The organism is Nonomuraea sp. IBHARD001, from assembly GCF_056106265.1.
In genome coordinates, this window is the sequence record NZ_JBWBBW010000002.1 from 6,203,838 (window position 1) to 6,229,402 (window position 25,565).

Genomic DNA, 25,565 nt, shown 5'->3' on the forward strand with positions numbered 1-25,565 from the left:
GTGGCGCAGGTCGAGAATGTCGTCGGGGACCGGGTGCTGATCGCGATGCAGGCGGTCAACATCTCGCGGCTGTCCACGCATCCCGTGCCGACCGTGCCCGGCACGCTCATCGTGGTCGCGGGCGCGGGGCCGAAGGACTCCAACGGGGCGGGGAAGTCGTCGTTCATCGCCTCGATCACCGCACTGCTCGGCGACGAGCAGTGGCGGTTCGCCTCGGGCGCCAAGGCGGTTTCGGAGCTGCTGTTCAACGCCGAGCTGGCCAGCGGCGCCGGAGGCCGCCAGTGGGCGAGCGCGGACCACGGCTACATCGTGGGCGTGTTCGGCCCGGCCGGGCAGATGGAGCAGGTGCTCGGCGAGACGCCGCAGCCGCCGGAAGGCGAGACGGGCGAAGGGCTGTTCCCCTCGGGACCGGTCGGCGGTGATCGCTCGATCGGCGCCGTGACCGTGTGGCTGAAGGTCAACCAGGAGGCGCCGCATCTGGAGATCCGCTGGGCCGAGGGCGTGCACCTGGCCGCGGCGGGCTCGGAGGCGGAGCGGGTGAGCAGGGCCGACGAGGTGTGGGCCTCGCTCCCCCGCTCGGCCGGGCGGCGCGACGTGATCGCGCGTGACCTGACGAAGGTCCTGTACGGCGACCGGGTGCGGTGTGTGTCGTTCCTGTCGACGTCCGTCCGCAGCAAGGTGGCCACCAATCTGCTGTCGCAGCCGCTCAACGAGATCTCCCCCGAGCGGGTCTTCGAGGCGATCGCCGCCCTGACGGGGCTGGACGCCGAGCTGGAGCAGGAGCGTGAGGCCAGGCGCGACGAGCATGCCAGGCGGGTGAAGGCGGCGCAGGCGGCGGAGCGGCTGGCGGAGTTCGAGCTGGAGTCCAAGGCGCTGCTGACCACGTTCGACCGGCGCGACCAGGCCAGGACGCGCCTGGCGGAGGCGCTGCGCGGCTGGCGCGGGCGTCAGGCCAGGCGCATCGCCGACGCGGCGGCCAAGGACGAGACGCTGGCCGCCGAGCTGGAGCGCCACGAGGCGGCCGGCACGGCGGCCGCCGATGAGATCGCCCTGGTCCGTGCGGAGATCGCCACCCTCAAGGACGACACGCTCGACCGGCAGGTCGGCGAGGCGCGCAAGGACCTGACCGACCTGCAGGTGCGTGTCGCCAAGCTCGACGCCGACCGGGCCGTCGCCGAGAACTCCGCCGACGAGCTGCGCGGGCGCATCCCCTCCCTCGAGGAGCAGCGCAGGTTCGCCGACGGCCGCGACATCGCCGCCGCCGAGCACGAGTCGCGCCAGGCCCGCCTGCGCCTGAACGAGGCGCTCAAGGCGCTGGGCGTGGCCGACCGCGAGGTCGCATCGGCCAGGGCAGCGCTCGACGACGCCGAAGGCGGCCCCGCCGCCGCCCAGCTCAACGCCCTGCTCCAGGCGGGTGTGGCGGCGACCGGCCTGCTGGACGCGGTGGACGTCGCCGAACAGGCCAGGGACGAAGCGGGCGCACTGCCGATCGGCGCCCTGCGCGGCTGGCCGCAGGAGCATGCGGTGATCGTCGACGCCGCCGACCTCGGCGAGGCGGCCGAGGCGCTGGCCGCGATGCCCGGCTCGGTCCTGGTCAGCTCGGCCGGGGTCACGGTCGTCGGCGCGTTCGACGGCGTCGCCACCGGCAGGGAGGCCCGGATCAAGGCCGCCGAGCAGCGCCTGCACCGGGCCAGGGACACCCAGGAACAGGCGGCCTCCGCCGTACGGCAGGCCGAGGACGGTGTCGCCGAGGCGGGACGCCGGGTGGAGGGCGCCAAGGCCGCCGGGCAGCTGGCCGAGCTGGAGCTGCGGCTGGCCGAGCGCAGGGCCAGGCTGACCGAGCTGACCGAGGCGCTCGGCGAGCTGACGCCCAAGGTCGGCGAGGCCGAACGGCAGGCCGCCGCGCTCGACTTCAGGGCGCGCACCCGCGACATGGAGATCGAACGCCTGGAGACCCGCAGGTCGGGCCATGAGGCACAGCGCGAGCAGGCCAGGACGCAGGCGGCCAGGGTGGGCGCCGAGCGGGAGGCGCTGAAGCTGGAGGAGCTGACCCGCGACTGGGGCGGCACGGTCGAGGGCGCGATGCAATGGATCACGGCGCTGCCCGAGGAGGAGCGCGGGCGCGGCGCCGACGAGTGGTGGCGCATCGCCGAACGCCATGTCGAGCAGGCGTTGCGCGACACCTTCCCGGCCTGGCCGCAGGAGGAGGAGCAGGTCCCCGAGGAGCTGCGTTTCCTGCTGGCGGAGCGTTCGGGCCGCTCCTCGCGCGAGCAGGCGACGTTCGCCGCCGTGTGCGGGTCGCTGGCGTCCTACCTGCGCGGACAGGAGGAGTACGAAAAGCATCAGCGCCGTCAGATCGAGACGCAGGTCGTGACCAGGCAGCGCGACCTGGCGAGTGCGGCGAAGGGCGCGGAGGAAGCGGCCCAGTCGACGGCCGTGCACCGGGCTGCGCTGACCGCGGCGATCAGGGCCAGGCTGACGCGGGTGGCCGAGGAGTTCGAGAAGCTGGACACCTCATACGGCGGCTACGGCGCGACGCTGGAGTTCCCGGTGCCTCCGGCTCCGGCCGATCCCGAGCAGCGCTGGCAGTGGCGGGTCACCCCCAAGTGGCGCCGCGGCGAGGGCCAAGGCTGGGTGCCCTACAACCGCAGGGCCAACACCGCGCTCATGGACGAGAAGGCGGTCAAGCTGGTGTGCGCCGCGGCCATCGCCTCATCGGGCGGCGGGCATCTGTGCCTGGTGCTGGACGAGCTCGGGCGAAACCTGGGCAAGGAGCACAGGCGGGAGGCGGTGGCGCTGTTCAGGCGGATCGGCGAGACCTATGGGATCACGGTGATCGGCGCGTTGCAGGACGACATGGAGCCCTATGCGATCGACGCCTGCGGGCAGTACATCAAGCTGCGCCGCTCCAGCGACGCCATGCCGTACAACGACCCGCCTGTGATCGTCGGGCACGACGAGCATGCCGATCGGGTACGCGCGCTGGCCGCCTATGTCGACCGGCGCCTCCATCCTTAGGCAAAGCGCCGTGTTTCGGTTTTGTTGGGCGATAGGGGGAGCGATAGCGTCCTGATCAACAGGTGTCCTGTGCGTACTGTTGTGATGGGAGTTCGGTGAGTTCGGTCGGTTCCATGATCTCCGAAGCCGACGCTCACCGGGCCATGGCCCTGGCCCTGCGGGTCGGCGAACTGCTGCTGGGCAGCGGCGAGGCGACCGAGAACGTCGCGGGCGCGCTGCGCCGCATCACCGAGACGTTCGGGCTGCGGCACTGCGAGGCCGATGTGAACCTCTCGGCGCTGACCCTGTCGATGGTGCACACCGACGGCCGCCCCGCCGTGACCGCCGAACGCCGGGTACGGCGGCGCCAGCCCGACTACGACCGGCTGATCGCCGTGCACAACCTGGTCGGGGAGATCACCTCCGAAGGGCTCTCGCTCAAGGAGACCGAGGACCGGCTGCGCGAGATCACCCGGCGGGTGCGGGTCTATCCGAGCTGGGCCGTGGTCACCTCACTGGCGCTGATCGCCGCCTCGGCGGCCGTGCTCATCGGCGGCGGGCCGCTGGTGGCGGTGGCGGCGTTCGTCGCGACCGTGCTCGGCGACCGGGCCGGGGCCTGGCTCGGGCGCAGGGGCGTCGCCGAGTTCTTCCAGCTCGCGGTGGCCGCCGGGATCGGCTCGCTGGTCGCCGTCGTCCTCATCTGGCGCGAGGTACCCGTGCACGCGTCGGCGGTCGTCGTCGGCGCGGTCATCGCCCTGCTGCCCGGACGGCCGCTGGTGGCGTGCGTCCAGGACGGCATCGCGGGCGAGTACGTCACCGCGACCGCGCGACTGGCCGAGGTGGTGTTCATCGTGGCGGCGGTGATCTCGGGCATCGGCACGACGATCTCCGCCGCGGTGCGGCTCGGGGTGCCGATCACGGTGGAGAACGTGCCGATCGCCCCCCCTGTCGCTCGACGCGCCGCAACTGCTCGGCGCGGTCGGGGTGAGCCTGACGTTCGCGGTGGCCCTGCTGGTGCCGCCTCGTTACGTGCTGCAGGGGGCGCTCGGCGGTGCGGTCATCTGGGTGTCGTTCGTCCTGCTCGCCTCCAACGGGCTGCCGTCCCTGATGGCCACCGCCATCGCCGCCGCCGTGGTCGGACTGCTGGGCACGGCGTACGCACGGTGGGCCGGGGTGCCGTCGATGGTGTTCGTGATCCCTTCGATCGGGCCGTTGCTGCCCGGGACGTTGCTGTATCGGGGGATGCTGGAGATGAGCCTGGGGGATCTGTCGAAGGGGACGCTGCACTTGGTGGAGGCGTTGTCCATCGCGTTGGGGATCGGTGCCGGGGTGATTCTGGGGGCGGAGATCCTCCGGGCGTTCCGGGGTCGGGGGCTGGCTCGGCGCATTCGACCGGCTTCTCGGCGTACTCGGGGGTATTGAGGGGGCGCTGCCGCGATCGGCCGGAGGAGTGGCGTGTTCTACTGCGGGTGGATGGGCGGGCCTGTGTAGACGGCGCGAGGGCGTAGGGGCGTGTTGGCGGCGTACTCCTCGATGATGTGGGCCAGCCAGCCTGCCGTACGGGCCACGGCGAAGACGGCCTCGCCCGCGCCCGGGATCATGTCGGCGACGGTGGTGAGGGTGGCGAGCGCCAGGTCCACATTTGGCTCGGGCAGCCGCCTGCGCCGCCCTTCGGCGAGTACGGCGACGGCCGCGAGCAGCCTGGGGTCGCCCGGCACGACCTCGTGCAGCAACTCGAACAGCACTGCGGCCCGCCGATCCCCCGCCCGGTAGACCGTATGGCCGAATCCGGGGATGCGGTCGCCCCGCCGGAGGCGTTCCCCGACGACTCTGGCCGCGTCGCCCGGCTCGCCGATCTCGGCCAGCAGCCGCTCGGCCCCGAACGACGCCCCTCCGTGCAGCGGCCCGCCGAGCACGCCGAGCCCCGCGAGCACGGCGGCATACGGATCGGCCCTGACCGACGCCGCCACCCGTACGGCCAGCGTCGAAGCGGCCAGTTCGTGATCGGCCAGCAGGACGAGGGCGGCATGCATGACGGGCAGCAGGTCGCCGGGCGGTCGCGGGGTGAGCCGCGCCCACAGCCTGGCGGCGATGGAGTCGTCCACCGGCTCCCCCAGCGCCGGAAGCCCGTCGGCCAGGGCCGCGATGAGCCCTTCACCTGCGGCGACGACCGCATCGGCGTCAAGCCGGAAGCGCAACGGGTCGGTGGCGGCGACCACCGTGGTGACGATGGCCAGCCGATCCAAGGGAAGGACGTCCGGCGGGAGGGACCGCTGAGCGCCTCGGGCTGCTTGGAGGGCTTGGGTGTCGGCTTGCCACGGGGTGTGGAGGGATGGGGTGTGGAGGGATGGGGTGTGAAGGGATGGGGTGTGAAGGGATGGGGTGTGAAGGGATGGGGTGTGAAGGGATGGGGTGTGATGAGCTTGGACGAGCGATGGGAGGACTACGGCAGATCGGCCTGCCTGGGCGGCTGACGGGAGGAAAGCCGCAGACCGATCCTCCTGGACGGGCGGAGGAAGCGGCGTTGCGGTCCAGAGCCAGTCGGCGACGAGTTCGAGGGTGGTCGTGGTGGCGAGGGCGGTGGCGTCGAGGCCTCGGTAGTACGGGCGGTCGGAGCCGAGGGTGGTGATCGCGGACTGGATGACGATCTCGGGAGGCGAACCGGCCGGGCGGCGGGGCCGGCCGCGCCGGGCGAGTTCCTCGATCTCGGCGACGGCGAACAGACTGCGGCGGCCGTCGTCGCTGTGACGGCGCTTGAGTATGCCCCGGCTGACATACGCGTAGAGCGTCGCCGGTTTCACACCTAGACGGTCGGCCGCTTCGGCTGCGTCGATCCAGTCCACACTCGACACCCAGCCTTCCATGTTGATTAAAATCAATATTGATGGATGTCAGTTGAGCATGTCAACGTGGATCCATGCCTCAAGTTCATTTTCTCGACGTGACCAACCGCGACGGCGTGCAGACCGCCAGGACCGGCCTGTCCAAGTTCGGCAAGACCATGGTCAACTTCTATCTGGGCAGGCTCGGCGTCGCCCAGTCGGAGATCGGCTTTCCCTTCCTGTTCCACGAGGTGCCGTACGTCAGGGCGCAGATCGCACTGGCCGAGGCCGGGGCGTTCGGCGATCTGCGGCTTTCCGGGTGGTGTCGTGGGGTGATCGGCGATGTGGAGAAGGCGCTGCCGCTGGGGCTCAGGCATTACAACCTGTCCATCTCGACATCGGACTACATGATCCAGAACAAGTTCCGCGGCCGGCTCGACCGCGAGTCGATCATCGGCGAGATGAGCGCGGCCGTACGCGCGGCCAAGACGTACGGCGGGGTCGAGACCGTGGGCGTCAACGCCGAGGACGGGTCGAGGACGGACGACGGGTTCCTGCTGGAGTTCGCGCTGGCCGCAAAGGAGGCCGGTGCCGACCGGGTGCGGTACTGCGACACGATCGGCGGCGACACGCCCGACCGCATCAGGGAGCGTTTCGCCAAGCTGGCCGCCGCCGTGGAACTGCCCATCGAGACGCACTGCCACAACGACCTCGGCATGGCCGTGGCGAACTCCGTCGCCGGAGCGCTCGGCGACCTCGAAGCCGGCCAGGACGCCTGGATCAACACCTGTGTCAACGGAGTCGGCGAACGCTCGGGCAACGCCGACCTGCTCTCCACCATCCTCGCCTTCCAGCACGGCTTCGGCCTCGACGCCGAGATCGGCGACCCCCTCGACCTGTCCTGGGCCAGGCGGTTCGCCCTGTGGGCGAGCTACGCGTTCGGCCGGCCGCTGCCGTACAACCAGGTCGGTGTCGGCCGCAACGCCTTCGCCCATGAGTCGGGCATCCACGCCGACGGCGCCCTCAAGGACCACGGCAACTACGAACTGTACGACGAGAGCACGCTGGGCGAGTTCCCCGCCGATTGGCATGCGCGGGAGGGCCGGGTGGTGCTGACCGGGGAGTACGGCGGCAAGGCCGGGTTCCGCCACGTGATGGACGGCCTCGGCGTGGAGGTCACCGATGAGGAGCTTGCCTTCCAACTCGTCCAGGTATGCAACGCCGCAACCGCACGCCCGTTGACGGACGACGAGCTACGACTGATCGGGCGCTACCCACGGGAACTGGCGTTGCTGTTCCCGGGGGTGATCGACAGCTGAGTTCCGTGATCGCGCGCCTCCTGCGTCGCGTCCGCCAAGGCGATCGATGATCGGCCGGGTCCGGTCGCAGGCCGCGCCCCCGACCCCGCGCCCCGCCTACCCGTGGCTCAGGTCGATCACGCAGAACCTGTTCCCCTCGGGGTCGGCCAGCACGATGAAGTCCGGGTCCTCCGGATAGGAGTCCCAGGCCACGCGCTCCGCGCCCAGGGCCAGCAGCCGGTCCACCTCGGCCGCCTGCTCCGCCGCGTCGGTGGCGAACAGGTCGAGGTGGACGCGGGGCTTGGGCTGGATCTCGGAGCGGCTGACGCCGAGTGCGAGGGGGACGCCGTCGCCGTTCTCGGGGTGCAGGACCGTCCAGCCGTCCCATTCCTGGCGGGGTACGTAGCCCAGGGCCTTCGTCCAGAAGTGTGTGGCCCTCTCCAGGTCCTCCACGCCCAGCACGACCTGTCCGATGGTCAACATACGCCCGATTCCCCCGTTGTTCGATTGCGGCGACGCCGGTGCCGCCGTGAATGATCCTCGCATCCTCGCCGAGCCTGCGAGACGCGTTGCGCATACCTGCCTGTACCTTGCCCGGCGTCAGACCCGGGCGATGACGGCCAGGCTGGAACCGGTGCGCGTCTTGGTGACCTTGAGCTGCGTGGGAATACGAGTACGGAGTTCGGCGACGTGACTCACGATGCCCACGGCCCTGCCGCCGTCGCGCAGGTCGTCCAGGATGTCGAGCACGCCGTCGAGGGTGTCCTCGTCCAGCGTGCCGAAGCCCTCGTCCACGAACAGCGTGCCGAGCTCGGCGCCTCCCGCCTCCTGGGTGACGACGTCGGCCAGGCCGAGCGCCAGGGCGAGTGAGGTGATGAAGCTCTCGCCGCCGGACAGGGTGGCGGGATCGCGGTCGACGCCGGTCCAGCCGTCGAGCATGAGCAGCCCGAGGCCGCCTCCCGCCCTGCCGCGCGCGCCCGCGGTCTTGCGCAGGTCGTGGCGCAGCCGGTAGCGCCCGGCCGACATGTGGTCGAGCCTGGCGTTGGCCGCGTCGACGACCTGGCGCAGGCGCTCGCCGAGGACGTAGGACGACAGGCTCATGCTCCACTGGTTGTCGCTCGACGTGCCGCTGGCCAGCGCGGCGAGCCGTTCGGTCAGGCGATGGCGGTCGGCCGAAGGCTGCCAGGCGGCCAGCCTGCCGCCGAGTTCGGCGTTGAGCTCCTCCAGCCTGCGCTGCCGTCTGGCGGCTCCGTCGCGTTCGGAGGCGAGCGCGGTGTGCGCCTGCTCGGCCTCCTCGCAGGCGGCTTCGAGCGCCTCGATGTCGGGTGCGGGCCTGGCCGAGGCGTCGACCAGCTCGGGGTCGGCCAGCGCCCGCTCGGCCGCCGCCTGCCTGGCGTCCAGGTCGCGCAGCCGTTCGGCGCGCTGCGCCCGCTCCTGCGGCGGACGTACGGCGGCGTGCGCGTCCTGCACACCGGTGAACCCGGCCTCCAGCGCGGCACGCAGCGCCGATGCCACGGCCCTGTCGTGCTCCTGCGCCGCGGCGCCCGCCGCCTGCGTGGCGTCGTGCGCCTCCCTGAACAGGTCGGCCTCGTCGGCCAGTCTGCCCAGCCTGGCCGTCAGGGTGACGTCGCCGCCTCTGGCCTCGTCGAGCCGTTCGGTCAGGCGTCCGGCGTCGCCCGACAGCTCCTCCTTGCGCGTGCGGCAGGAGGCGAGCCTCGCGGCGATCTGGCGGGCGCGCTCCTCCAGGCCGCGCCGTTCGGTGGTGAGCTCGGCCACCTGCCGCTGCGACGCGGGCTCACGTGCCGCCGATGCCCGCAGGCCGGTCAGCTCCTCGTCCACCCGGCCCAGCACCGACAGCGCGCCGGTGTCGGTGGCCGTGGCGCCCGCCTCGTCCAGTCGCTGCACCAGGCGGTCGCGCTCGGCATGCAGCTGGGTACGGCGGGTGCGATGCCCGGCCAGCAGCTCGCCGATCTCCCGTGACTCGGCCAGCGCCCTTTCGCGTGCCGCCTGCAGCCGTTCCATCTCGGCGGCGGCGCCCGGCTCGTGCTCGGCCGCGCCCTGCGCCAGGCCGAGCTCCGCCTCGGCGGCCGCCACCTCCTCCTCGGCCTGCGACGCCGTCAGTCCGGCCGAGGCCGTCGTCGCCTCCTCCAGCCGGGAGCTCAGCGTGGCGACCTCGCGCTCGGCGCTCTCGCGCAGGGTGTGGGCGCGGTCGAAGGCGCGCTCGGCGGCCTGCTCGTCCTCGGGCGAGGGGGCGCTCCGGGCGGGCGCGGCGGGGGCGGGGTGGTCGGGAGAGCCGCAGACCGCGCACGGCTCACCGTCGGCCAGCCTGGTGGCCAGCTCGGCCGCCATGCCGTCGATGCGTGCCTGCCGTACGTCCAGCCAGGCCTCGCGCAGGCCCAGGGCGGTGGCGACCGCGTCCTGGGCGCTCGCCCGGGCGGCGGTGAGCGCGCCCGCGAGGGCGTCGCGCCGCTGGGCGGCCAGCAGGCGCAGCACGGCGGCGTCGCGTGCGGCCTGGGCGGCGGGCACCCGGGCGGCCTGGGCGCGGGCCTCGGTCAGGCGGGCGGCGGCCTCGGCCAGCAGGGCGGGCAGCTCGGCCGCGGCGTCGGCGGCGAAGGCCTCGCGCCCGGCCAGGCGGCCGAGTTCGGCGTCGAGCCCGGTGAGGTCGCGTTCGACGGCCAGCCAGTCGGCTGCGGTCGACCTGACCGACTCCAGCACGGGTACGCGAGCGGCGTCCACCCTGGCGGCGTCGAGACGGCCTTCGGCGGCCTCCAGGAGCGCGGGCAGCGCGTCGAGCCTGGCGGCGGTCGCGGCGTCGTCGGCGAGGAAGGCGGTCAGCTCCTCCTCCAGCCTGCGCAGGTCGTGGTGGACGACCGAGAGCCTGGCCTCCTCGGTGAGCAGGCCGGAGAGCCTGGCCACCTCGCTGCGCCGTTCGCGCTCCAGGGTGAGCAGCCGGTCGGCGGCCAGGTCGCCGAGGCCGTCGTGCTCGGCGGAGGTGAGCAAGGGTCGGGCTCTGGCGACGGCGTCGGCGGCCAGGTCGCGGGCCTTGGCGACGGCCTCGGCGCGCTGGGCGGCATGGGCGGCCAGCGGCATGACGGTCTCGGCCCGGTTCGCCTCGTCGAGGATGACGGCCAGGTCGGCCCGCTCTTCGGCCCGTTCCTCGAGCATGTGGAGTACGGCGAGCGCGTCGGCATGGCGGCGTCGGCGATCGGCCAGGGCGACGGCGGCGTCGAGCCCGGCCCGCGCCTCCTTCGCCACCAGGCCGGCCGCCGCGACCCGCTGCTCGACACGCGCCGCGACCGCACGGGCCGCCACCTGCAACGCCCCGGCCCACGCCAGCGGCTCCGTCTCGGGATCGGGCGCAGGCACGGCACGCTCACTCCCGCCCGAACCGGGATCGGGCGCACTCTCCGGTGCTTCCAGGCCCCCCGCCACCAGTGCGGTCAGCTCCTCCCCCGCCGCCTCCTCCAGGCGTTGGACGGCGAAGTCCACCTCCTGGCGTTGTTCCTGCTGCTCGCGCCAGGTCTGCTTGCGGCGTTCGGCCAGCCAGGCCTCCGCCTGGGTGAACACCTTGACGGTGAACAGCCGCTCCAGCAGCTTGCGCCGGTCCTCGCCGTCGGAGCGCAGGAAACGGGCGAACTCCCCCTGCGGCAACATCGCGACCTGGCAGAACTGGTCGGCGTTCATGCCGAGGAGCTGCCCCACGAGGTCTCCGGCCTCGTCCGACCTGGTGGTCAGGCCGTGCCAGGCGGAGCCGGTGCGCTCCTCGACGACGACCTTGGCCTTCTCCTCGGTGACGCCGGTGCCGCGCAGTTTGGGGCGCAGCCAGGCGGGTGAGCGCTGGATGCGCAGCAGGCGGCCTCTGATCGTCACCTCAAGGGTGACGGCAGGGCCCTGACCGGGGGCGGCGTGGTCGCAGCGCAGGCTGCGGGCGCTGCCGCGCTGGCCGGGCACCTGGCCGTAGAGGGCGAAGCACAGGGCGTCGAGGATCGTGGTCTTGCCCGCGCCGGTGGGACCGTGCACGAGGAAGAGGCCGGATTCGGCGAGTGCGTCGAAGTCGACGCTCTCGGTGCCGGGAAAGGACCCGAACGCCGTGAGCACCAGCCTGTGCGGGCGCATCTACGCCATCGCCTCCTTGATCCTCGCGAACTCGACCGCCTGCCTGAGCAGGTCACGCTCCGGCTCGTCCGCCGCCTCGCCGCGTACCTCGCGGACGAAGTCGAGGGCGACCTCGATCTCGGGCCTGCCGGTGATCCTCGCCCCGGCGACCGGCGCCTCGGCCCCTTGCGGGTCGAAGGAGAGGGCCAGCGTATGGGGAAATCGCGTCCTGAGTCGCTCCATCGCCGCTTTCGGGCGAACCGCATCGGTCAGCACGATCTGCAGCCAGTGCTCGGCGTAGCCTTCGTAACGCTCGGCGCCGAGCAGCTCGTCCAGGGTGTCGCGCAGACGGCCGATCGGCCTGGGCACGGGGGCGGCGACGAACTCGGCGCCCCGGAAACCGGCCTCGGACAGCTCCACCAGCCACGAGCCCTTGACCTGGCCGACCTCGGAGAAGGAGTAGGCCAGCGGCGAGCCGGAGTAACGCACGCTCTCGCTCATGCGCTGCCTGCCGTGCAGATGCCCGAGTGCGACATAGTCGACGCCGTCGAACGTGCTCAGCGGCACGTGTGCGATGCCGCCCACACTGATGTCGCGCTCGCTCTCGCTGGCCTGCCCGCCGGTGACGAACACGTGGGCCAGGACGAGCGAGGGCAGCCCGCGGGCCGCGACGTCGCGGCGGATCCTGTCCATGGCGTGGGCGACGGCGGCGCTGTGGGTGCGCTCGGCCAGCTCCCACGGCCCCCGGACGAGCTCGGGCTCAAGGTACGGAATACCGTAGAAGGCGACGCCGTCGACGAGCACCGGCTGCCAGGCCAGGTCGGGATCGGTGCGCAGGTGCACGCCGCCCGCCGCCATCAGGTCGGCGCCGAAGCCGAGCCGCCGCGCCGAGTCGTGGTTGCCGCTGATCATCACGATCCTGACGCCTTCGGCGACGAGGCGGCGCAGGGCGTCGTTGCACAGGGAGACGGCGTCGACGGACGGCAGCGCCCGGTCGTAGACGTCTCCGGCGACGGTCACGACGTCGACCCGCTCGCTCCTGACCGTCTCGACCAGGTGGTCGATGAAAACCGCTTGCGGCTCTATGAGGCTTTCGCGGTGAAATGATCGGCCTAGATGCCAATCGGAGGTGTGCAGGACGCGCATGTCGCAGGAAGCTAACAGCTCCCACCGACAAATGTGGCCCCTCTGGCCACTGACACGACGAGTAGGCTGGAAGATCGGTGGGCACACAGACACACATGGACGGGGCGATGCGCGCTGGCCGAGGCACTCTGAGCGTGGCCGCGGGCCTGGTGTTGCTGGCCCTCGCGACGGTCGGCTACGCGCTGCCCCCCGCATTCGACCCGCCGCCGCTGCCCGCGCACGACACCTTCCAGTCGATAGCGCCGCAGCCCGCGGCCGAGCTCGCGCCGATCCCGGCCGCTTCCGGGTTCCGTGAGGAGCAGGTCACGGTCCAGGCCGAGGGCCAGAAGCTGCACGGCACGATCCGCTCGCCGCTGACGCCTGGGCCGCATCCGGCGATGGTGTTCGTCTCGGGATCGGGCAACGGCTCGCGTGACGAGTTCACGCCGCAGGCCGAGTGGCTGGCGCGGATCGGCGTGGTGACGCTGGCGTTCGACAAGCGCTCGGTCGGCTACGACTTCCGTAGCAGGGACTTCTCGCTGCTGGCCGACGACGCCCTGCGCATGGTGCGCGTCCTGCGGGCCAGGGCGGACGTCGACGAGACCCGCACCGGGCTGTGGGGGGTCAGCGAGGGCGGCTGGGTGGTGCCGATCGCCCTGGCCAAGAGCACGGACGTCGGGTTCGCCGTCCTGGTGTCCTCGCCCAACGTCTCGCCGCTGCGCCAGGTGGCGTGGGCGCTCAACGAGCAGCTGCTGAGGCTGCACGCGCCGATCGGCGTACGCGACCTGCTGACCAGGGCCATGGGCGGCATCGGCTTCGACTTCCTGCGCTACGACGCCACCCCGGCGCTGCAGCAGATCAAGCAGCCGGTCCTCGCGCTCTACGGCACGACCGATCCCTCGATCCCGTTCGTGGAGAGCACCCAGGCGCTGACCAGCGGGCTGCGGGCCGCGGGCAACACCGACTACACCATCCGCTTCCTGGCCAGGGCCGACCACGCGATGCGCATACACGGCGGCCCCTTCGCGCCCGGCTACCTGGAGACGATGGGCAACTGGATCAAGGGCCTGCCCGGCACGGCCGAGCCCGAGCTGCATCTGGCGGGCGCGACCCCCGTGCAGCGCTTCCAGGCCGCGGACGTGCCGGTCGCCCCCTGGTACGCCGGAGGCACGGTGCTCGGCCTGGCCATCTGCCTGGCCGCCGTCGGCTATGTGGCGGGCCCGGTGGCCGAACTCGTCGTACGGCTGCGCGGCAGGCGCCCTCCCGGTGAGGCCAATCGCAGGCTCTGGCCGCCGATCAGGAAGCGGCTGCACCGCATGGCCTGGACCGGCGTGGCCTTACTGGCCTCGGTGATGGCGTTCATCGTGGTGCTGGTGATGTTCTCGGTGAACCAGGCGGGCGCCTGGCCCGCGGTGCTGGCCGGGTGGCTGGTCGTGCGGGTGCTGGCCATCCTCATGCTGCTGCAGGAGGTGACGGCCGTGGCCGCGGTGGTGTCGGCGTTGCGTGAGGGGCTGCGGCCGAGCCGCTGGCAGCACGTCGCGGTCGCGGGCGTGCTGGGCGGCACCGGCCTGCTCCTGGTGGCGGCGGCCTACTACGGCCTGTTCGCCTTCCCCTGGTAGGGCGCTCCCCTGGCAGGGCGCTCAACGCTCGACGTAGGCCGCGCTCCACCGGTCCATCTCGTCGAAGACGCGCTTGCGTGCGGGCTCGGCCGACAGCACCAGGTCGTGGATGCCGCCCGGAATGCGGACACAGGTGACGTGCGGCCCGATCGAGGTCGACCAGCGGGCGATCTGCCGCGGGTCCAGCACGACATCGGCCGACTTGGCCTCGGGGCTGAAGTCGCGCATACGCAGGCCGGTCTCGGCGGCGAGCACCAGGACGGGCACGTCGACGGCCAGGCCCTTGTGCAGCCGTCGCTGCGCCCTGCGGACGGCCGCCAGCCACACCGCGTGCACGTCGAACCCGCCGAGCGGCTTGAGCTCCAGGTCGAAGTCCCATTCGCCGTCGTGCTCGCGGTGGATGCTCCTGCCGTACGCCGAGGCCATGCCGAGCGGGAGCGTGCGGGCGGGCGCGGCTCGTGACAGGGGGCCGCGCAGCAGGTCGGCGGCCAGGCGCAGCGGGGTGGGGACGTTGAGGTCGAGGAAGGGGCTGTTGAGCACGAGGCCCTGCACCCGGCCCTTGCCCCGCACCCGGTCGGCCCACAGCGCCGCGACCAGGCCGCCGGTGGAGTGGGCGTCGATCACCAGGGTGTCGTGGTCGCGGCGGATGATGGCGACGGCGGCGTCGATCTCGGCGAAGTACTCGGTGACGCTGGAGATCAGGCCGCGCGTCTGGTGCGCCAGCAGCGACCTGCCGTACTTGCGCAGGTCCAGGGCGTAGAAGTCGACGCCCTTGGCGACGAAGTGCTCGGCCAGGTGGTCCTGGAAGAAGTAGTCGGTGAAGCCGTGCAGATAGAGCACCGCCGCGCGCGAGGGCGTGGCGGCCCTGCGGGTGAGCAGGGTGGCGACGACCTCGCCCTCGAAGTCGTCCTCCAGCGGGATGACGGTGGTCTCGTACATGACCTTCACGCTACGTCGTACGGGTTGACGGGCCACGAAGGCACGCTGTCCGGCAGGTCGCCGCCTACCTTCATCGGGAAGACGGGCGCGCGTTTGTCCAGGAAGGAGGTGATGCCCTCGGCCGCGTCCGGCGCGGCGCCGAGCGCGGTCATCAGACGGGAGTCGGCCGCGTGCGCCTCCCACGGCGACGACGCCGACAGGCCGGACCACATGAGCCGCCTGATCGCCGCGACCGAGACGGCCGAGGTGTTGTCGGCGATCTCCCTGGCCAGCGCGTAGGCGGCGGGCAGCAGCTCCTCCGGGGGCAGGACGCGCGAGACCAGCCCTCCGGCGAGCGCCTCGGCCGCGGGGAAGAGGCGTCCGGTGACGGCCCACTCCATGGCCTGGGCGATGCCGACGAGGCGGGGCAGGAACCAGCTGGACGCGGCCTCGGTGACGATGCCCCTGCGGGCGAAGACGAAGCCGAACCTGGCGGTGTCGGCGGCCAGGCGCACGTCCATCGGCAGGGTCATCGTGACGCCGACGCCGACGGCGGGCCCGTTGATGGCGCCGATGACCGGTTTGAGGGATGCGGCGATGCGCAGGGCGACGGTACCGCCGCCGTCGCGGGGCGAGCCGTCCACGGTGTCGGCGTCGCCGTACATCTCGCCGCTCTTGTCATGGTTGAAGGTGTCGCCTCCGCCCTGGAGGTCGGCCCCCGCGCAGAATGCCCGGCCTGCCCCGGTGACGACTACGACGCGTACCTCGTCGTCGCGGTCCGATCGGTCGAAAGCCGCGATCAGCTCCTCGCGCATCGTGAAGGTGAAGGCGTTGAGGCGCTCGGGGCGGTTCAATGTGATGGTCGCGATCCCGTCGGCCACCGCGTAGTCGATGTGTGAGTAGGCCATGGGCCGAATGCTATTCGGTGCCCGGGTTCGCGCGTTGTTCACCCTCTGATGGGCTAGAAATTCGGGATGAATCAGTATGATCCCGGCTCGATGTCGGCCTATAGCAGGTCATTCGGGGAACGGGGATGGCGTGGAACCTAGGACAAAACCGGACAGGGCGGGCTCCGTCCTGGGATGGACCGCGCTGTCAGCCCTCGTTCCCGGCGCGGCGCATCTGCGGGCCGGATGGCGCCGCACCGGGCTGGTGCTGGTGTCGCTCTACGCCGTGCTCCTGCTCGGCCTGCTCTGGCTCGTGCTCGGCGCCGACGGCGGCCTGGTGGGAGAGCTGGTCGCGCCCGGCCGCCTGGCCGTCATCCTGGTCGCCTCGGCCGTCCTCGGCCTGGGCTGGTTCGCGATGGTCGTGCACTCGTTCGTGATCATGGGGCCCGGCCGGTTGGAGCAGGGGTGGCAGATCCTCACCGGGGTGCTCGCCGGGGTGCTCTCGGTCGCGGTGATGGCCCCGTTCGCGCTGGTCACCCAGTACGTCTGGATCTCCAACCGGATGATCGACGAGATCTTCGACAACCCGCCCGACATCACCCAGCCGGTACGCAAGCCGGAGGACCCCTGGGAGGGGCGCGACCGGGTCAACATCCTGCTGCTCGGCGGCGACGCCGACACCCACAGGCCCGGCGTCCGCACCGACAGCATCAACCTGGCCAGCATCGACGCCAAGAGCGGCAACACCGTCCTGCTCAGCCTCCCGCGCAACCTGGAGAACGTACGCTTCGTCCCGGGATCACCCATGGCCGCACGCTTCCCCGACGGCTTCAGGCTGCCGGCCGACCCCGGCGGCGGGCGCAGCGACCTGCTGTTCGGCGTGTGGGAGTGGGCCGACGCCCATCCCGAGGTGTTCGGCGGCAGGCACAAACAGGGCGCCAGGGTTCTGGCCGAGACGATCGGCTACACGCTCGGCCTCAAGGTCGACTGGTATGCCCTGGTCAACATGTGGGGCTTCGCCCGGCTCATCGACGCGATCGGCGGCATCGAGCTGACCGTCGAGCAGGACGTCGTGTTCGGCAAGTACAACGAGGGCCTGGTCAAGGCGGGCACGCGCAAGCTCAAGGGCGCGGACGCCATGTGGTACGCCCGTTCGCGTACGTTCAGCGATGACTACACCCGTATGCACCGACAGCGCTGCGTGCTCGGCGCCCTGCTCTCCCAGGCCGATCCCGCGACCGTGCTGACCAGGTTCAACCGGATCGCCCTGGCGACCAAGGAACTCCTCAAGACCGACATCCCGCGCGACATGCTGACCCACCTGGTGCCGCTGGCCCTCAAGGTCAAGAACGCCAAGGTGACCAGCGTGCAGTTCGTACCGCCGTTGATCAACACCGGCTATCCGGACTGGAACAAGATCCGCACCATCACCGCGAAGGCCATCACCGCCTCCACCCGCGTCAAGACCCCCCTGGCCGCCGCCAGCCCCACCGCGTCCCCGTCCCTCTCCCCTTCCGCAGGCGCCACCCACTCCCCCAGGCCCACCGCGTCGCAGAACCCGGTCAAGGGCCTCACCGACGGCTGCACGGGCGTCTAGCGTGCCAGCTCCAGTGCCAGCGCCACCGTGTCCTTCACCTGTCCGTCGGGGCCGCGCAGCAGGTGGGTGTCGTACGGGGTGGCGTTGACGTAACCGGCGTCGCGCAGGGTCAGGGCGACGTAGGGGCGCAGGACGCAGACCTCGGGGGCGGGGTGCGGACAGGGCGCGCCCCGGTGCCGTGCGGCCAGGCGCTCGGCCTCGCCCGCGGCGATCAACTCCTTGACCTCGGCCAGGCCCGCCCCCGGGCCGCGCAGTTCGGCCGCGACGCCCAGCACCTGCTCCCAGGTGGCCTGCTCCAGGTAGCGCCACAAATCGGAGGTCTGCTCGTCGAGGCGGACCGCCGTGTCGCTCTGGGGCAGTATCCCGGCCTCGCGGAACAGCATGTTGTAGAGGGCCAGGCCCAGTCGCCGCTCCACGCGCTCGGGCAGGCCGGTCAGCACCGGGTCCTTGACCTCGGGCAGCGGCATCTCCGCGCTGCCGCCGAGGTCCTCGATCTCGGCCTGGGTGGTGTCGCCCACCCTGGCCTGGAAGGCGAGCGTCGTGGTCCTGAACTGGCCCGCCGTCGGTGTCAGCGCGCGGAGCCCTTCGTACAGGTCGATCACACGGCGCCGGGGCGGGAGGTGCGGCAGGACGTACTGCTGCAGGTACCAGTCCCAGACGGCCGTCACCTCCATGTCGCGGATGAGCGCCGCGATCATGTTCTCGCGGCCCGCGAGCCTGGCCGCCTTCTCGTACATGGACCGGTTGAGCTCCCGAACGGTCCGCAGCACCCGCTCGTCCATCGCCACCGGCCTGCCGTGTGAGCCCGAGCCGACGGCGAAGCCGTATAGGGACCAGGTCAGGCGTTCGGTGCGGGTCCAGTCCTGTCTGGCCACCATCAGGCTCACCCACATCGCCCGCAGTTCGTCAGTCTCCATGCCGATGAGGTGCGGCAGGCCGATGTGCAGATCGGTGCCGCGCGGGCCGCGCATCAGGTAGGCGAGACGGGGCATCGGGCTGACCTGGACGCGCAGCCGCTTGACCCCGGTCAGCCGTTCGACGTCGGCGACCACGGCCGCCAGGCGCGGATGCTCGTTCAGGTCGAGCAGCACCGACTGGCGAGCGCGCCCGTCGCGAAGGACCGCGGGCACCAGGGCCGCGCCGACCATGACGGCGCCCACGGTCACCAGGATCACGATCTGGTCCGAAGGCCACCACCACAGGACGCCACCGAGGAAGGCGGCGATCACGACGAGGGTCACCAGATGCCGGAGTGCGAACCGCGTGGGGAAGGGCAGCACGTGCGCAAGGTGGCGCGGATTCCAGCGCAGCACCAGCAGAACGACCCGCAGCGTGCTCGGCCGGTTCGTCATCGGGGCCTCCTATGGTCCCGGGCGAATCTAGAGGTCATCCGACATCACCGGCAAGGCACGCATAGGCTTTCCCTGTGAAGATCATCGCCCAGGGTCCCCGCGTGCACCTGCGCCGGCCGACGGCCGAGGACGCCCGGCAGTTCACCGCCCTGGCCAGGGCGAGCGTCGAACTGCACCGCCCGTGGCTGTTCCCGCCGACCGACGAGGAGGACTTCCTCACCTATCTCCGCCGCTTCGACTCGGCCGAGAACATGGGCTTCCTGGTGTGCGAGGGCGCCACGATCGCGGGGTACGTCAATGTGAACAACATCGTGCGCGGCAACTTCAGGAACGGCTCGCTCGGCTACGGGGCGTTCGCGCCGAGCGCGGGCAAGGGCTGCATGAGCGAGGGGCTCGGCCTGGTCGTCGAGCAGGCCTTCGGCGTGATGGGCCTGCACCGCCTCGAAGCCAACATCCAGCCGGGCAACGAGCCGTCCAAGAACCTGGTCAAGCGCCTCGGCTTCCGGCTGGAGGGGTTCTCGCCCGCGCTGCTGCACATCGACGGCGCCTGGCGCGACCACGAGCGCTGGGCGCTGCTCGGCGACCGGTGAGCGCCGGGCCTCACCCGGCGAAGGAGTCCTTGGCCAGCCGTCTGACCGTGGCCTCGTCGATCGTGTGCCCGAGTCCTGGCTGGGTCAGCGGCACCGCGACCACGCCGCCGTTGGCGCCGACCGGCGGGGTGACGATCTGGGCGGCGCGCGGCGGCTGGCTGACGTCGCAGGGCAGGGTGCAGCCCGGCAGGCTGGCGACGGCGACCGCGGCGGCCCTGGCCAGACCGGCGCCGCTGCCTCCGGCGCAGACGATGTCCCACCCGGCGGCCACGGCCCGGTCGTGCGCCCGCCGTACGTCGCTCAGCGACCCGAACCGCGAGGGCCGCAGCAGCAGCGCGCGGGCTGCGCGCACGGTGACGTAGTCGTCGAGCTCGGCCGGTGAGCACACCTCGACCGCGACCGAGGCGCCGACGCGGTCCTGCAGCTCGGCATGGGCGTGGACGTCGCCGACGGCGAAAGGCCGCTCGATGAGCTCAAGCCCGTAGCCGTCGAGCGCGGCGAGCTGGTCGGGATCGGTGTAGGACTCCCCGGCGTCCACCGAGACGGACAACGCCGGATAGGCCTGCCGCACGGCCCGCAGCGGCTCGACGTCCCAGCCCGGCCGCACGTCGATCGTGACATGCGCGTAGCCGCCGCAGATCTGCTGGTTGACCCGCGCCACCAGCGACTCGATCGACCCGTCGGGGATGAGCCGCACGGTGGCCATGAGAGAGGTACGGCTGCCGCCGAGTGCGTGGGCGAGCGGGACGCCGCGCATCCTGGTCCACAGGTCCCAGCAGGCCATGTCGACGACCGGCCCGGCCTTGACCGTGTCGGGGTGCTCCCAGTCGACGCCGATGATCTCGGCGGCGAGGCTCTCCTGCAGCGTCTCCCACACCTTCGGCCGGGGCTCCACGATCTCCCCCCAGCCGGTCATCCCGCCGTGGTCGGTCAGCCGGAGGAGAACGCTCTCCGGCCGCCTGCCGTACGGCAGGACCAGCCGGAAGGCCTCGAACTCTCGCACGCGCGGCATGGAGCACTCCCCCTAAGACATGACTCCTTCCATGGTGCCCTTCTTCGACGGCTGCGCAAAACGGGGGGCGATGAGCACGCCCAGCACGCTGAGGGCGAAGGTGAGGGCGAATCCCAGCAGGTAGCCCTGCCCGGACGCGGTGAACAGGGCGCCGGTGAGCGCGACGGCGACCACGGTGAACACCGTCTCGCCGACACCGAGCGAGGCGGTGTTGCGCCCCTCCTCGCCGGGCGCCGACAGCTCCAGCACGAGGACCGAGACGGTCGGGTAGAGCGCGCCCATGCCGAGCCCGGTGATCACCCAGGCCACGTAGGCGAGTGCGATCGGCATCGAGTCGACGAGGACGAGCGACATCAGCGCGATGCCGATGCCGATCAGCGCCATGCCGCCGCGCAGGGCGACCAGATGGCTGATGGAGCCCCTGCCCTTGAGCCAGGAGCCCGCCGACCAGCCGAGCGCGCCCGTGGTGAGCACCATGCCCGCCCCGGCCGCCGACAGCCCACGCTCGCCCATCAGCAGCAGCGGCACCATGACCTCGGTGGCGAGCATCGCACCGTTGGCCAGGCCGCGCAGCACCACGGTGGTCGGCAGGCCGCGTGCCGCCCTGAGCGTGCCCTTGGGCAGCAGCCTGGGCAGGGTGACGGCCAGTACGACGAGCCCGGCGGCCAGGACCCACGGCTCGGTGGCGCTGCCGTACTGGATGAGGGCGGCGGCCACGGCGGTCAGCACCGCCCAGCCGATCTTGCGGCCGAGGCCGGGCGCCGCGTCGGCGCGACCGCCGGAGACGTCCTGGCGGCGGGTGCCGCGCCACAGCGCCAGCGCGAACGGCGCGGCGAGCGCGGGCACACCGAGGAAGATCCACCGCCAGCCGACCTGCTCGGCGACCACTCCGGCGATGGCCGGGCCGATCATCGAGGGCAGGATCCAGGCCGCGGAGAACAGCGAGAACACCTTGGGATGCATCGCCGCCGGGTACACCCTGGCGATCAGCACGTACAACGCCACATTGAACAGCCCGCTGCCCAGCCCCTGCAGGAACCGCCCCGCGACGAACACCTCCATGGACGAGGCGAACCCCGCCACCAGCAGTCCGGCCGTGAACCCGGCCAGCCCCGTCCACATGGGTGCGATCGGCCCGCGTACGTCACCCCACCGCCCGGCGATCACCGTGGCGATCACACTGGCGGCGAGCGTGCCGCTGAAGGCCAGGTTGTACAGGTGCATCCCCTGCAACTCCCTGGCCACCACCGGCATCGCCGTCGCCACCGCCATCGCCTCGAACGCCGTCAGCGTCACCAGCGCGATCAACCCGAAACTCAGCGCCCTGTACCGCGCCGACACCACACCCTGCGCCTCGACAGGCGCATCGATCATCGTCATACCGGGAAGGTACGGCCCCCGCACCACCGAGCGCATCGGGCGGATGACCTAGGTCTCCTGGTCCGGGGCCTGCCCGGTCACCCGATGTGAGGCTGCGCCCCTTCGTCGAGCAGATGGCCGAGGCGTAGCCGCTGCGTGTGGTGCATGGGCAGGCCGTCGAAGTCGCCGGGCGCCACCCAGGCCAGACGCGCGTCGCCTGGGACTGGCAGCGCGGGGTGTTGCGGGCTCGCATGCTGGACAACCGGGCAGTGCGGCCGGATCTGAGAAGTGTGAATGTGGCCCGGCTGGTGGAGCGCGGCGTACGGCTGCGGCACGCCCTGGCCGGTCAGCTTCTGGTGCGGCTGGACGATGTCGTCGTGCTCCCCCGCGAAGCCGGGCGCTGAGCGGTCGTCAGCCCGGCGGGTTCAGGTGGTGTTCGGCCCAACGGCCGATGTCGCGGCGTTCGACGGCCGCGGCCATCAGGTCGGGGAAGGCGTCGGGGGTGCAGGCGAAGGCGGGGACGCCGAGTGCGGCGAGGCGGGCGGCGTTGTCGTGGTCGTAGGAGGGGGCGCCCTCGTCCGACAGGGCCAGCAGGACGATCACCTGGACTCCGGCGGCCGTCATCGCCGCCACCCGGCGTAGCATCTCCTCGCGCACGCCGCCTTCGTACAGGTCGCTGATCAGGATGAGGATGGAGTCGGCGGGCCTGGCGATGAGGCCCTGGGCGTAGGCGAGTGCCCTGTTGATGTCGGTGCCGCCGCCCAGCTGGGTGCCGAACAGCAGCTCCACCGGGTCGTGCAGATGCTCGGTCAGGTCGGCGACGGCGGTGTCGAACACCACCAGCGACGTCCGCAGCGAACGCATCGAGGCGAGCACCGCGCCGAACACGCCCGAGTACACGACCGAGGCGGCCATCGAGCCGCTCTGGTCGACGCACAGCACCACGTCGCGTTGCACGGCCTGCTGCCTGCGCGAGTAGCCGACCAGCCGCGACGGCACCACGGTCTCGTGCTCGGGCAGGTACGTGGCGAGATTGGCCCTGATCGTGCGGTCCCAGTCGATGTCGGCGGCACGCTTCGGGCGGCGGGTACGCGCCGAGCGGTCGAGCGCGCCCGTCACCGCCGCCCTGGTACGGCGGGCCAGCCGTCGCTCCAGGTCGGCGACGACCGTGCGCACGACCGTCCTGGCCTGGTCCTTGGCCCGTTCGGGCATCACCCTGCCCAGCGACAGCAGGGTGCCCACCAGGTGCACGTCGGGTTCGACGGCCTCCAGCATCTCGGGTTCGAGCAGCAGCCTGGTCAGGTCGAGCCGCTCGATCGCGTCCTTCTGCATGACCTGGACGACACTGGCCGGGAAGTACGTCCTGATGTCGCCGAGCCAGCGCGCCACCTTGGGCGCCGAGGCGCCGAGCCCGGCCGTACGCGGCCCGCCGCTCTCGCCTTCGCCCTGGCCGTCGTAGAGCGCGCCGAGTGCCGCGTCCATCTGGGCGTCGCCCACGGCCAGGGCGCAGCCCGTGCCGTCGGCCTGCCCGCCGAGCACCAGCCGCCATCGGCGCAGCCGTTCGTCCTCGTGCGCGGGCGTCATGGGGGTCATCGGCGTGGCTCCTGGGAGGCGAGGGCGGGCGGGAGGGGCAGGCCGAGTATGGTGCGGGCGGTGACGGCCGCCGGGGCCGCGCGGCTCTCGTCGAGCTGCTCCCGGGGCTCGGGCGCGGAGGAGGAGGCGCCCGCGCGTATCCGTTCGCCGATCGCCCTGCGCTCGGGCGCGGCGAACCTGCCGAACGTACGGCGCAGCAGGGGGAGCACCTCGGTGAACTGCCGCGCGCCGAGCCCGGCGAGCCAGTCGTCGACGAGGCCGAGCAGCCGGGCGTCGTGCACGAGCAGCAGGCCGCCCCCCGAGAGGAAGCCCTCGATCCAGGCCGCGGCCCTGGCCGGAGCGTGCCCGGACGACATGCCACTCGCCATCCGTGTGCCCGCCTGCGAGGAGTCGATCTCTCCGGCGTCGAGCAGGATGCGCGTCAGGCGGCCCTCGATCAGGCCGTGCAGCCCCTGCCGCCCGCCGATCCCCGCCAGGGTGGCCAGCCACCTGCCACGCGCCTGCCGCCGACCGGCGACGACGGGCCCGTCCGGCTCGCCGTCGGAGAGCAGGGCGACGGCGGCGTGCACGGCGTCGACATGGACGAGCAGGGCCGCCGCCGCGTCGTCGTCGAGCCCGGTCACCGCCACCGGCAGGCCGACGAGGATACGGTCGAGCATCGAGTCGGCGATCACCCCGAGCCCTTCGGCCGAGGTGGAGCGCACGTCGCCGTAACGCCTGGCCCGCACGATCGCGGGAAGCGCCGCCATCAGATGCGTCACATCGGTGTCGAGCGCCGCCCTGGCCGACAATGCGCCGAGCACACCCGGCAGTGCGCCGGGCAGATCGGCCAGCAGGCACCGCTCGACCAGCCCGGTCAGCCCGGCGAGCGAGGCCCCCTCGCCCGGCGCGAGCGCCTCGGCCAGGTCGCTCACCTTGCGCAGGGCGGCGTCCTCGACCGTGGTGCCGAGCGCCGCGGCCTCGATCAGCGTGAGGTCGAACTCCGGCTGCCACGCCAGGGTCCACGCCTCCCTGAACGTGCCCTTGCCCTTGGCCTGCCGCGTGCTGCCCCAGGCGACGCCGAGCAGCTTGAGGCGGTGCAGCAGTCTGCTGCGGGCCAGGTCGAGCTCCTTGCGCAGGTCGAGGTCGAGCTCGCGCTCCAGCGCCTCGGGCTTGAGCCGCAGTCTGCGCTGCTGTTCGCGCAGGTCGCGCTGCAGCGGGACCATGGGCGTGCCCTCGGGCGCCCTGCCCATGCGCTCGCCCACGACCAGCCGCCGCCTGATCAGCTCGACCGGCAGGTCGTCGCCGTCGCAGAGCACGGCCCTGGTCGCCTCGGTGACCTCGCCGAGCCCGGCCAGCGGCCGCTCCCGCAGCGCCGCGAGCGTCTGCGCCAGCCGTACGGCCTCGATGACGTGGGCGGGTGAGACCGCGACGCCCTCCTCGCGCAGCAGGGCCGCGGCCCGGGTGAGCCAGCGTTCGACCGGGCGGTCGGGGGCGGTGAACAGATGGTCGTACCAGCCTGGCGAGGTGATTCCGGCGCCGTAGCCGCTCCAGGAGCCGAGCCTGCCGTAGGTCCACGGCACCCAGGTGATCTCCACCTTCGCCTTCGGCATGCCCCTCAGCAGGGCGTCGTCCGTCCTGACCGCGGGTAGTCCCTTCCAGCGCACGGTCTCGGCGCCGCCGCCGCCTTCCGCCGGGACGTACCCGGTCAGGGCGGGCACGTGCCAGGCGCCGCACACGACGGCCAGGCGGGTGAAGCCGTCCTTGACGGCGGTGCGCATCGCCCTGCGCATCCACGCCTCGCGCCTGGCCTCACGCGGGCCCGGCTCGTGGCCTTGGCGTACGGCGGACATGGCTTCGGCGATCGCCTCGAACGGGGTGTCGCCCCTGTGCTCGACGACGTCCTCCCACCAGCGTTCGGCGTCGTCGTAGCCTGCGGTCGTGGCCAGGACGCCGATCGGGTCGGCGCGCAGCCCCTCCGCCTCGTCCTGGGCGGGCCCGGCCAGCGTGTAGGCGGCGGGCAGGTCGCAGAAGCGCACGGGCACGCCCGCGCCGATGCCGTACGCGATGGCCTGCCACTCGGGCGAGAACACGGCGAACGGCCAGAACGCCGCCTGCGACGGCTGCCCCGGCACGTGCGCGAGCAGGGCGACGGGCGGCTCGGCGTCGGCGGCCAGTGCGATCAGGGCGTCGGCCTCCGGCGGCCCCTCCACGAGGACGACGTCGGGCCGCAGCACGGCCAGCGCGTCACGCACGGCGCGGGCCGAGCCGGGCCCGTGATGGCGTACGCCGAGCACCCAGGCCCTGGCCTCCCGCGCCACC

17 protein-coding genes and 1 pseudogene are annotated in these 25,565 nt (G+C 72.3%); 7 read left to right on the forward strand and 11 right to left on the reverse strand.

The annotated features are described in order from the left end of the window. From ACTWNK_RS30270 to ACTWNK_RS30280, 3 genes and pseudogenes are all read left to right on the forward strand, one after another. Nucleotides 1-3,018: a coiled-coil domain-containing protein gene (locus ACTWNK_RS30270; protein WP_474308049.1), complete on the forward strand. Its 3,018-nt coding sequence runs from the start codon at nucleotides 1-3 to the stop codon at nucleotides 3,016-3,018. 143 nt (nucleotides 3,019-3,161) lie between these two features. Beyond that, nucleotides 3,162-3,440, forward strand: a pseudogene (locus tag ACTWNK_RS30275) (threonine/serine exporter family protein); the annotation flags it as partial. Nucleotides 3,441-4,011: 571 nt separating this feature from the next. Then, the gene (locus ACTWNK_RS30280) at nucleotides 4,012-4,419 is read left to right on the forward strand and encodes a threonine/serine exporter family protein (RefSeq protein ID WP_474311021.1); all 408 of its coding nucleotides are present in this window, start codon (nucleotides 4,012-4,014) and stop codon (nucleotides 4,417-4,419) included. A 38-nt stretch (nucleotides 4,420-4,457) separates the two neighbouring features. Here ACTWNK_RS30280 and ACTWNK_RS30285 read toward each other — a convergent pair whose 3' ends face one another. Continuing rightward, a complete protein-coding gene (locus tag ACTWNK_RS30285) occupies nucleotides 4,458-5,861 on the reverse strand; it encodes a citrate synthase (RefSeq protein ID WP_474308051.1) in 1,404 nt (467 codons plus the stop codon). 53 nt (nucleotides 5,862-5,914) lie between these two features. On the opposite strand from ACTWNK_RS30285, the gene ACTWNK_RS30290 reads away from it, so the two are divergent. Next, complete coding sequence (locus ACTWNK_RS30290; RefSeq protein WP_474308053.1) at nucleotides 5,915-7,138, forward strand: homocitrate synthase/isopropylmalate synthase family protein; 1,224 nt, start codon at nucleotides 5,915-5,917, stop codon at nucleotides 7,136-7,138. A gap of 96 nt (nucleotides 7,139-7,234) precedes the next feature. Here ACTWNK_RS30290 and ACTWNK_RS30295 read toward each other — a convergent pair whose 3' ends face one another. The 3 genes from ACTWNK_RS30295 to ACTWNK_RS30305 form a co-directional block, all read right to left on the reverse strand. After that, nucleotides 7,235-7,600: a VOC family protein gene (locus tag ACTWNK_RS30295; RefSeq protein WP_474308055.1), complete on the reverse strand. Its 366-nt coding sequence runs from the start codon at nucleotides 7,598-7,600 to the stop codon at nucleotides 7,235-7,237. Nucleotides 7,601-7,717: 117 nt separating this feature from the next. Then, nucleotides 7,718-11,233: an AAA family ATPase gene (locus ACTWNK_RS30300; protein WP_474308057.1), complete on the reverse strand. Its 3,516-nt coding sequence runs from the start codon at nucleotides 11,231-11,233 to the stop codon at nucleotides 7,718-7,720. Next, on the reverse strand, nucleotides 11,234-12,358 hold the full coding sequence (locus tag ACTWNK_RS30305; protein WP_474308059.1) for an exonuclease SbcCD subunit D: 1,125 nt from the start codon (nucleotides 12,356-12,358) through the stop codon (nucleotides 11,234-11,236). It lies immediately after the preceding gene. 107 nt (nucleotides 12,359-12,465) lie between these two features. On the opposite strand from ACTWNK_RS30305, the gene ACTWNK_RS30310 reads away from it, so the two are divergent. Continuing rightward, nucleotides 12,466-13,956, forward strand: a complete 1,491-nt coding sequence (locus tag ACTWNK_RS30310) for an alpha/beta hydrolase family protein (protein WP_474308061.1) — start codon at nucleotides 12,466-12,468, stop codon at nucleotides 13,954-13,956. A 21-nt stretch (nucleotides 13,957-13,977) separates the two neighbouring features. Here ACTWNK_RS30310 and ACTWNK_RS30315 read toward each other — a convergent pair whose 3' ends face one another. Together ACTWNK_RS30315 and ACTWNK_RS30320 are read right to left on the reverse strand one after the other, a co-directional pair. Further along, complete coding sequence (locus ACTWNK_RS30315) at nucleotides 13,978-14,895, reverse strand: alpha/beta hydrolase (RefSeq protein ID WP_474308063.1); 918 nt, start codon at nucleotides 14,893-14,895, stop codon at nucleotides 13,978-13,980. 5 nt (nucleotides 14,896-14,900) lie between these two features. Then, nucleotides 14,901-15,782: an enoyl-CoA hydratase-related protein gene (locus ACTWNK_RS30320; RefSeq protein WP_474308065.1), complete on the reverse strand. Its 882-nt coding sequence runs from the start codon at nucleotides 15,780-15,782 to the stop codon at nucleotides 14,901-14,903. Between the two features lie 130 nt (nucleotides 15,783-15,912). Between ACTWNK_RS30320 and ACTWNK_RS30325 the strand changes: the two genes are divergently transcribed. Beyond that, complete coding sequence (locus ACTWNK_RS30325) at nucleotides 15,913-17,358, forward strand: LCP family protein (RefSeq protein WP_474308067.1); 1,446 nt, start codon at nucleotides 15,913-15,915, stop codon at nucleotides 17,356-17,358. Here the strand turns inward: ACTWNK_RS30325 and ACTWNK_RS30330 are convergent. Continuing rightward, the gene (locus ACTWNK_RS30330; RefSeq protein WP_474308069.1) at nucleotides 17,355-18,710 is read right to left on the reverse strand and encodes a hypothetical protein; all 1,356 of its coding nucleotides are present in this window, start codon (nucleotides 18,708-18,710) and stop codon (nucleotides 17,355-17,357) included. The genes ACTWNK_RS30325 and ACTWNK_RS30330 overlap by 4 nt on opposite strands. A gap of 74 nt (nucleotides 18,711-18,784) precedes the next feature. On the opposite strand from ACTWNK_RS30330, the gene ACTWNK_RS30335 reads away from it, so the two are divergent. Next, a complete protein-coding gene (locus ACTWNK_RS30335; RefSeq protein WP_474308071.1) occupies nucleotides 18,785-19,300 on the forward strand; it encodes a GNAT family N-acetyltransferase in 516 nt (171 codons plus the stop codon). 10 nt (nucleotides 19,301-19,310) lie between these two features. Here the strand turns inward: ACTWNK_RS30335 and ACTWNK_RS30340 are convergent, their stop codons facing one another. The 4 genes from ACTWNK_RS30340 to ACTWNK_RS30355 all read right to left on the reverse strand — a co-directional run bounded on the left by ACTWNK_RS30340 (nucleotide 19,311) and on the right by ACTWNK_RS30355 (nucleotide 25,564). Continuing rightward, complete coding sequence (locus tag ACTWNK_RS30340; protein WP_474308073.1) at nucleotides 19,311-20,312, reverse strand: enolase C-terminal domain-like protein; 1,002 nt, start codon at nucleotides 20,310-20,312, stop codon at nucleotides 19,311-19,313. A gap of 12 nt (nucleotides 20,313-20,324) precedes the next feature. After that, the gene (locus ACTWNK_RS30345; RefSeq protein ID WP_474308075.1) at nucleotides 20,325-21,692 is read right to left on the reverse strand and encodes an MFS transporter; all 1,368 of its coding nucleotides are present in this window, start codon (nucleotides 21,690-21,692) and stop codon (nucleotides 20,325-20,327) included. A 390-nt stretch (nucleotides 21,693-22,082) separates the two neighbouring features. Beyond that, on the reverse strand, nucleotides 22,083-23,264 hold the full coding sequence (locus ACTWNK_RS30350) for a VWA domain-containing protein (RefSeq protein WP_474308077.1): 1,182 nt from the start codon (nucleotides 23,262-23,264) through the stop codon (nucleotides 22,083-22,085). Then, nucleotides 23,261-25,564 carry a DUF5682 family protein gene (locus ACTWNK_RS30355; protein ID WP_474308079.1) on the reverse strand — a complete coding sequence of 768 codons (2,304 nt, stop codon included), beginning with the start codon at nucleotides 25,562-25,564 and terminating at the stop codon, nucleotides 23,261-23,263. Before ACTWNK_RS30355 ends, ACTWNK_RS30350 begins: the two co-directional genes overlap by 4 nt. Nucleotide 25,565: the final 1 nt, after the last annotated feature.

Bases quoted from the DNA above. Each gene is read 5' to 3' on its own strand.
- ACTWNK_RS30305 (WP_474308059.1), bottom strand. From the start codon at position 12,358: ATGCGCGTCCTGCACACCTCCGATTGGCATCTAGGCCGATCATTTCAC.
- ACTWNK_RS30300 (WP_474308057.1), bottom strand. From the start codon at position 11,233: ATGCGCCCGCACAGGCTGGTGCTCACGGCGTTCGGGTCCTTTCCCGGC.
- ACTWNK_RS30295 (WP_474308055.1), bottom strand. From the start codon at position 7,600: ATGTTGACCATCGGACAGGTCGTGCTGGGCGTGGAGGACCTGGAGAGG.
- ACTWNK_RS30340 (WP_474308073.1), bottom strand. From the start codon at position 20,312: ATGCCGCGCGTGCGAGAGTTCGAGGCCTTCCGGCTGGTCCTGCCGTAC.
- ACTWNK_RS30310 (WP_474308061.1), top strand. From the start codon at position 12,466: ATGCGCGCTGGCCGAGGCACTCTGAGCGTGGCCGCGGGCCTGGTGTTG.
- ACTWNK_RS30350 (WP_474308077.1), bottom strand. From the start codon at position 23,264: ATGACCCCCATGACGCCCGCGCACGAGGACGAACGGCTGCGCCGATGG.
- ACTWNK_RS30320 (WP_474308065.1), bottom strand. From the start codon at position 15,782: ATGGCCTACTCACACATCGACTACGCGGTGGCCGACGGGATCGCGACC.
- ACTWNK_RS30345 (WP_474308075.1), bottom strand. From the start codon at position 21,692: ATGACGATGATCGATGCGCCTGTCGAGGCGCAGGGTGTGGTGTCGGCG.
- ACTWNK_RS30330 (WP_474308069.1), bottom strand. From the start codon at position 18,710: ATGACGAACCGGCCGAGCACGCTGCGGGTCGTTCTGCTGGTGCTGCGC.
- ACTWNK_RS30285 (WP_474308051.1), bottom strand. From the start codon at position 5,861: ATGGAAGGCTGGGTGTCGAGTGTGGACTGGATCGACGCAGCCGAAGCG.
- ACTWNK_RS30315 (WP_474308063.1), bottom strand. From the start codon at position 14,895: ATGTACGAGACCACCGTCATCCCGCTGGAGGACGACTTCGAGGGCGAG.
- ACTWNK_RS30290 (WP_474308053.1), top strand. From the start codon at position 5,915: ATGCCTCAAGTTCATTTTCTCGACGTGACCAACCGCGACGGCGTGCAG.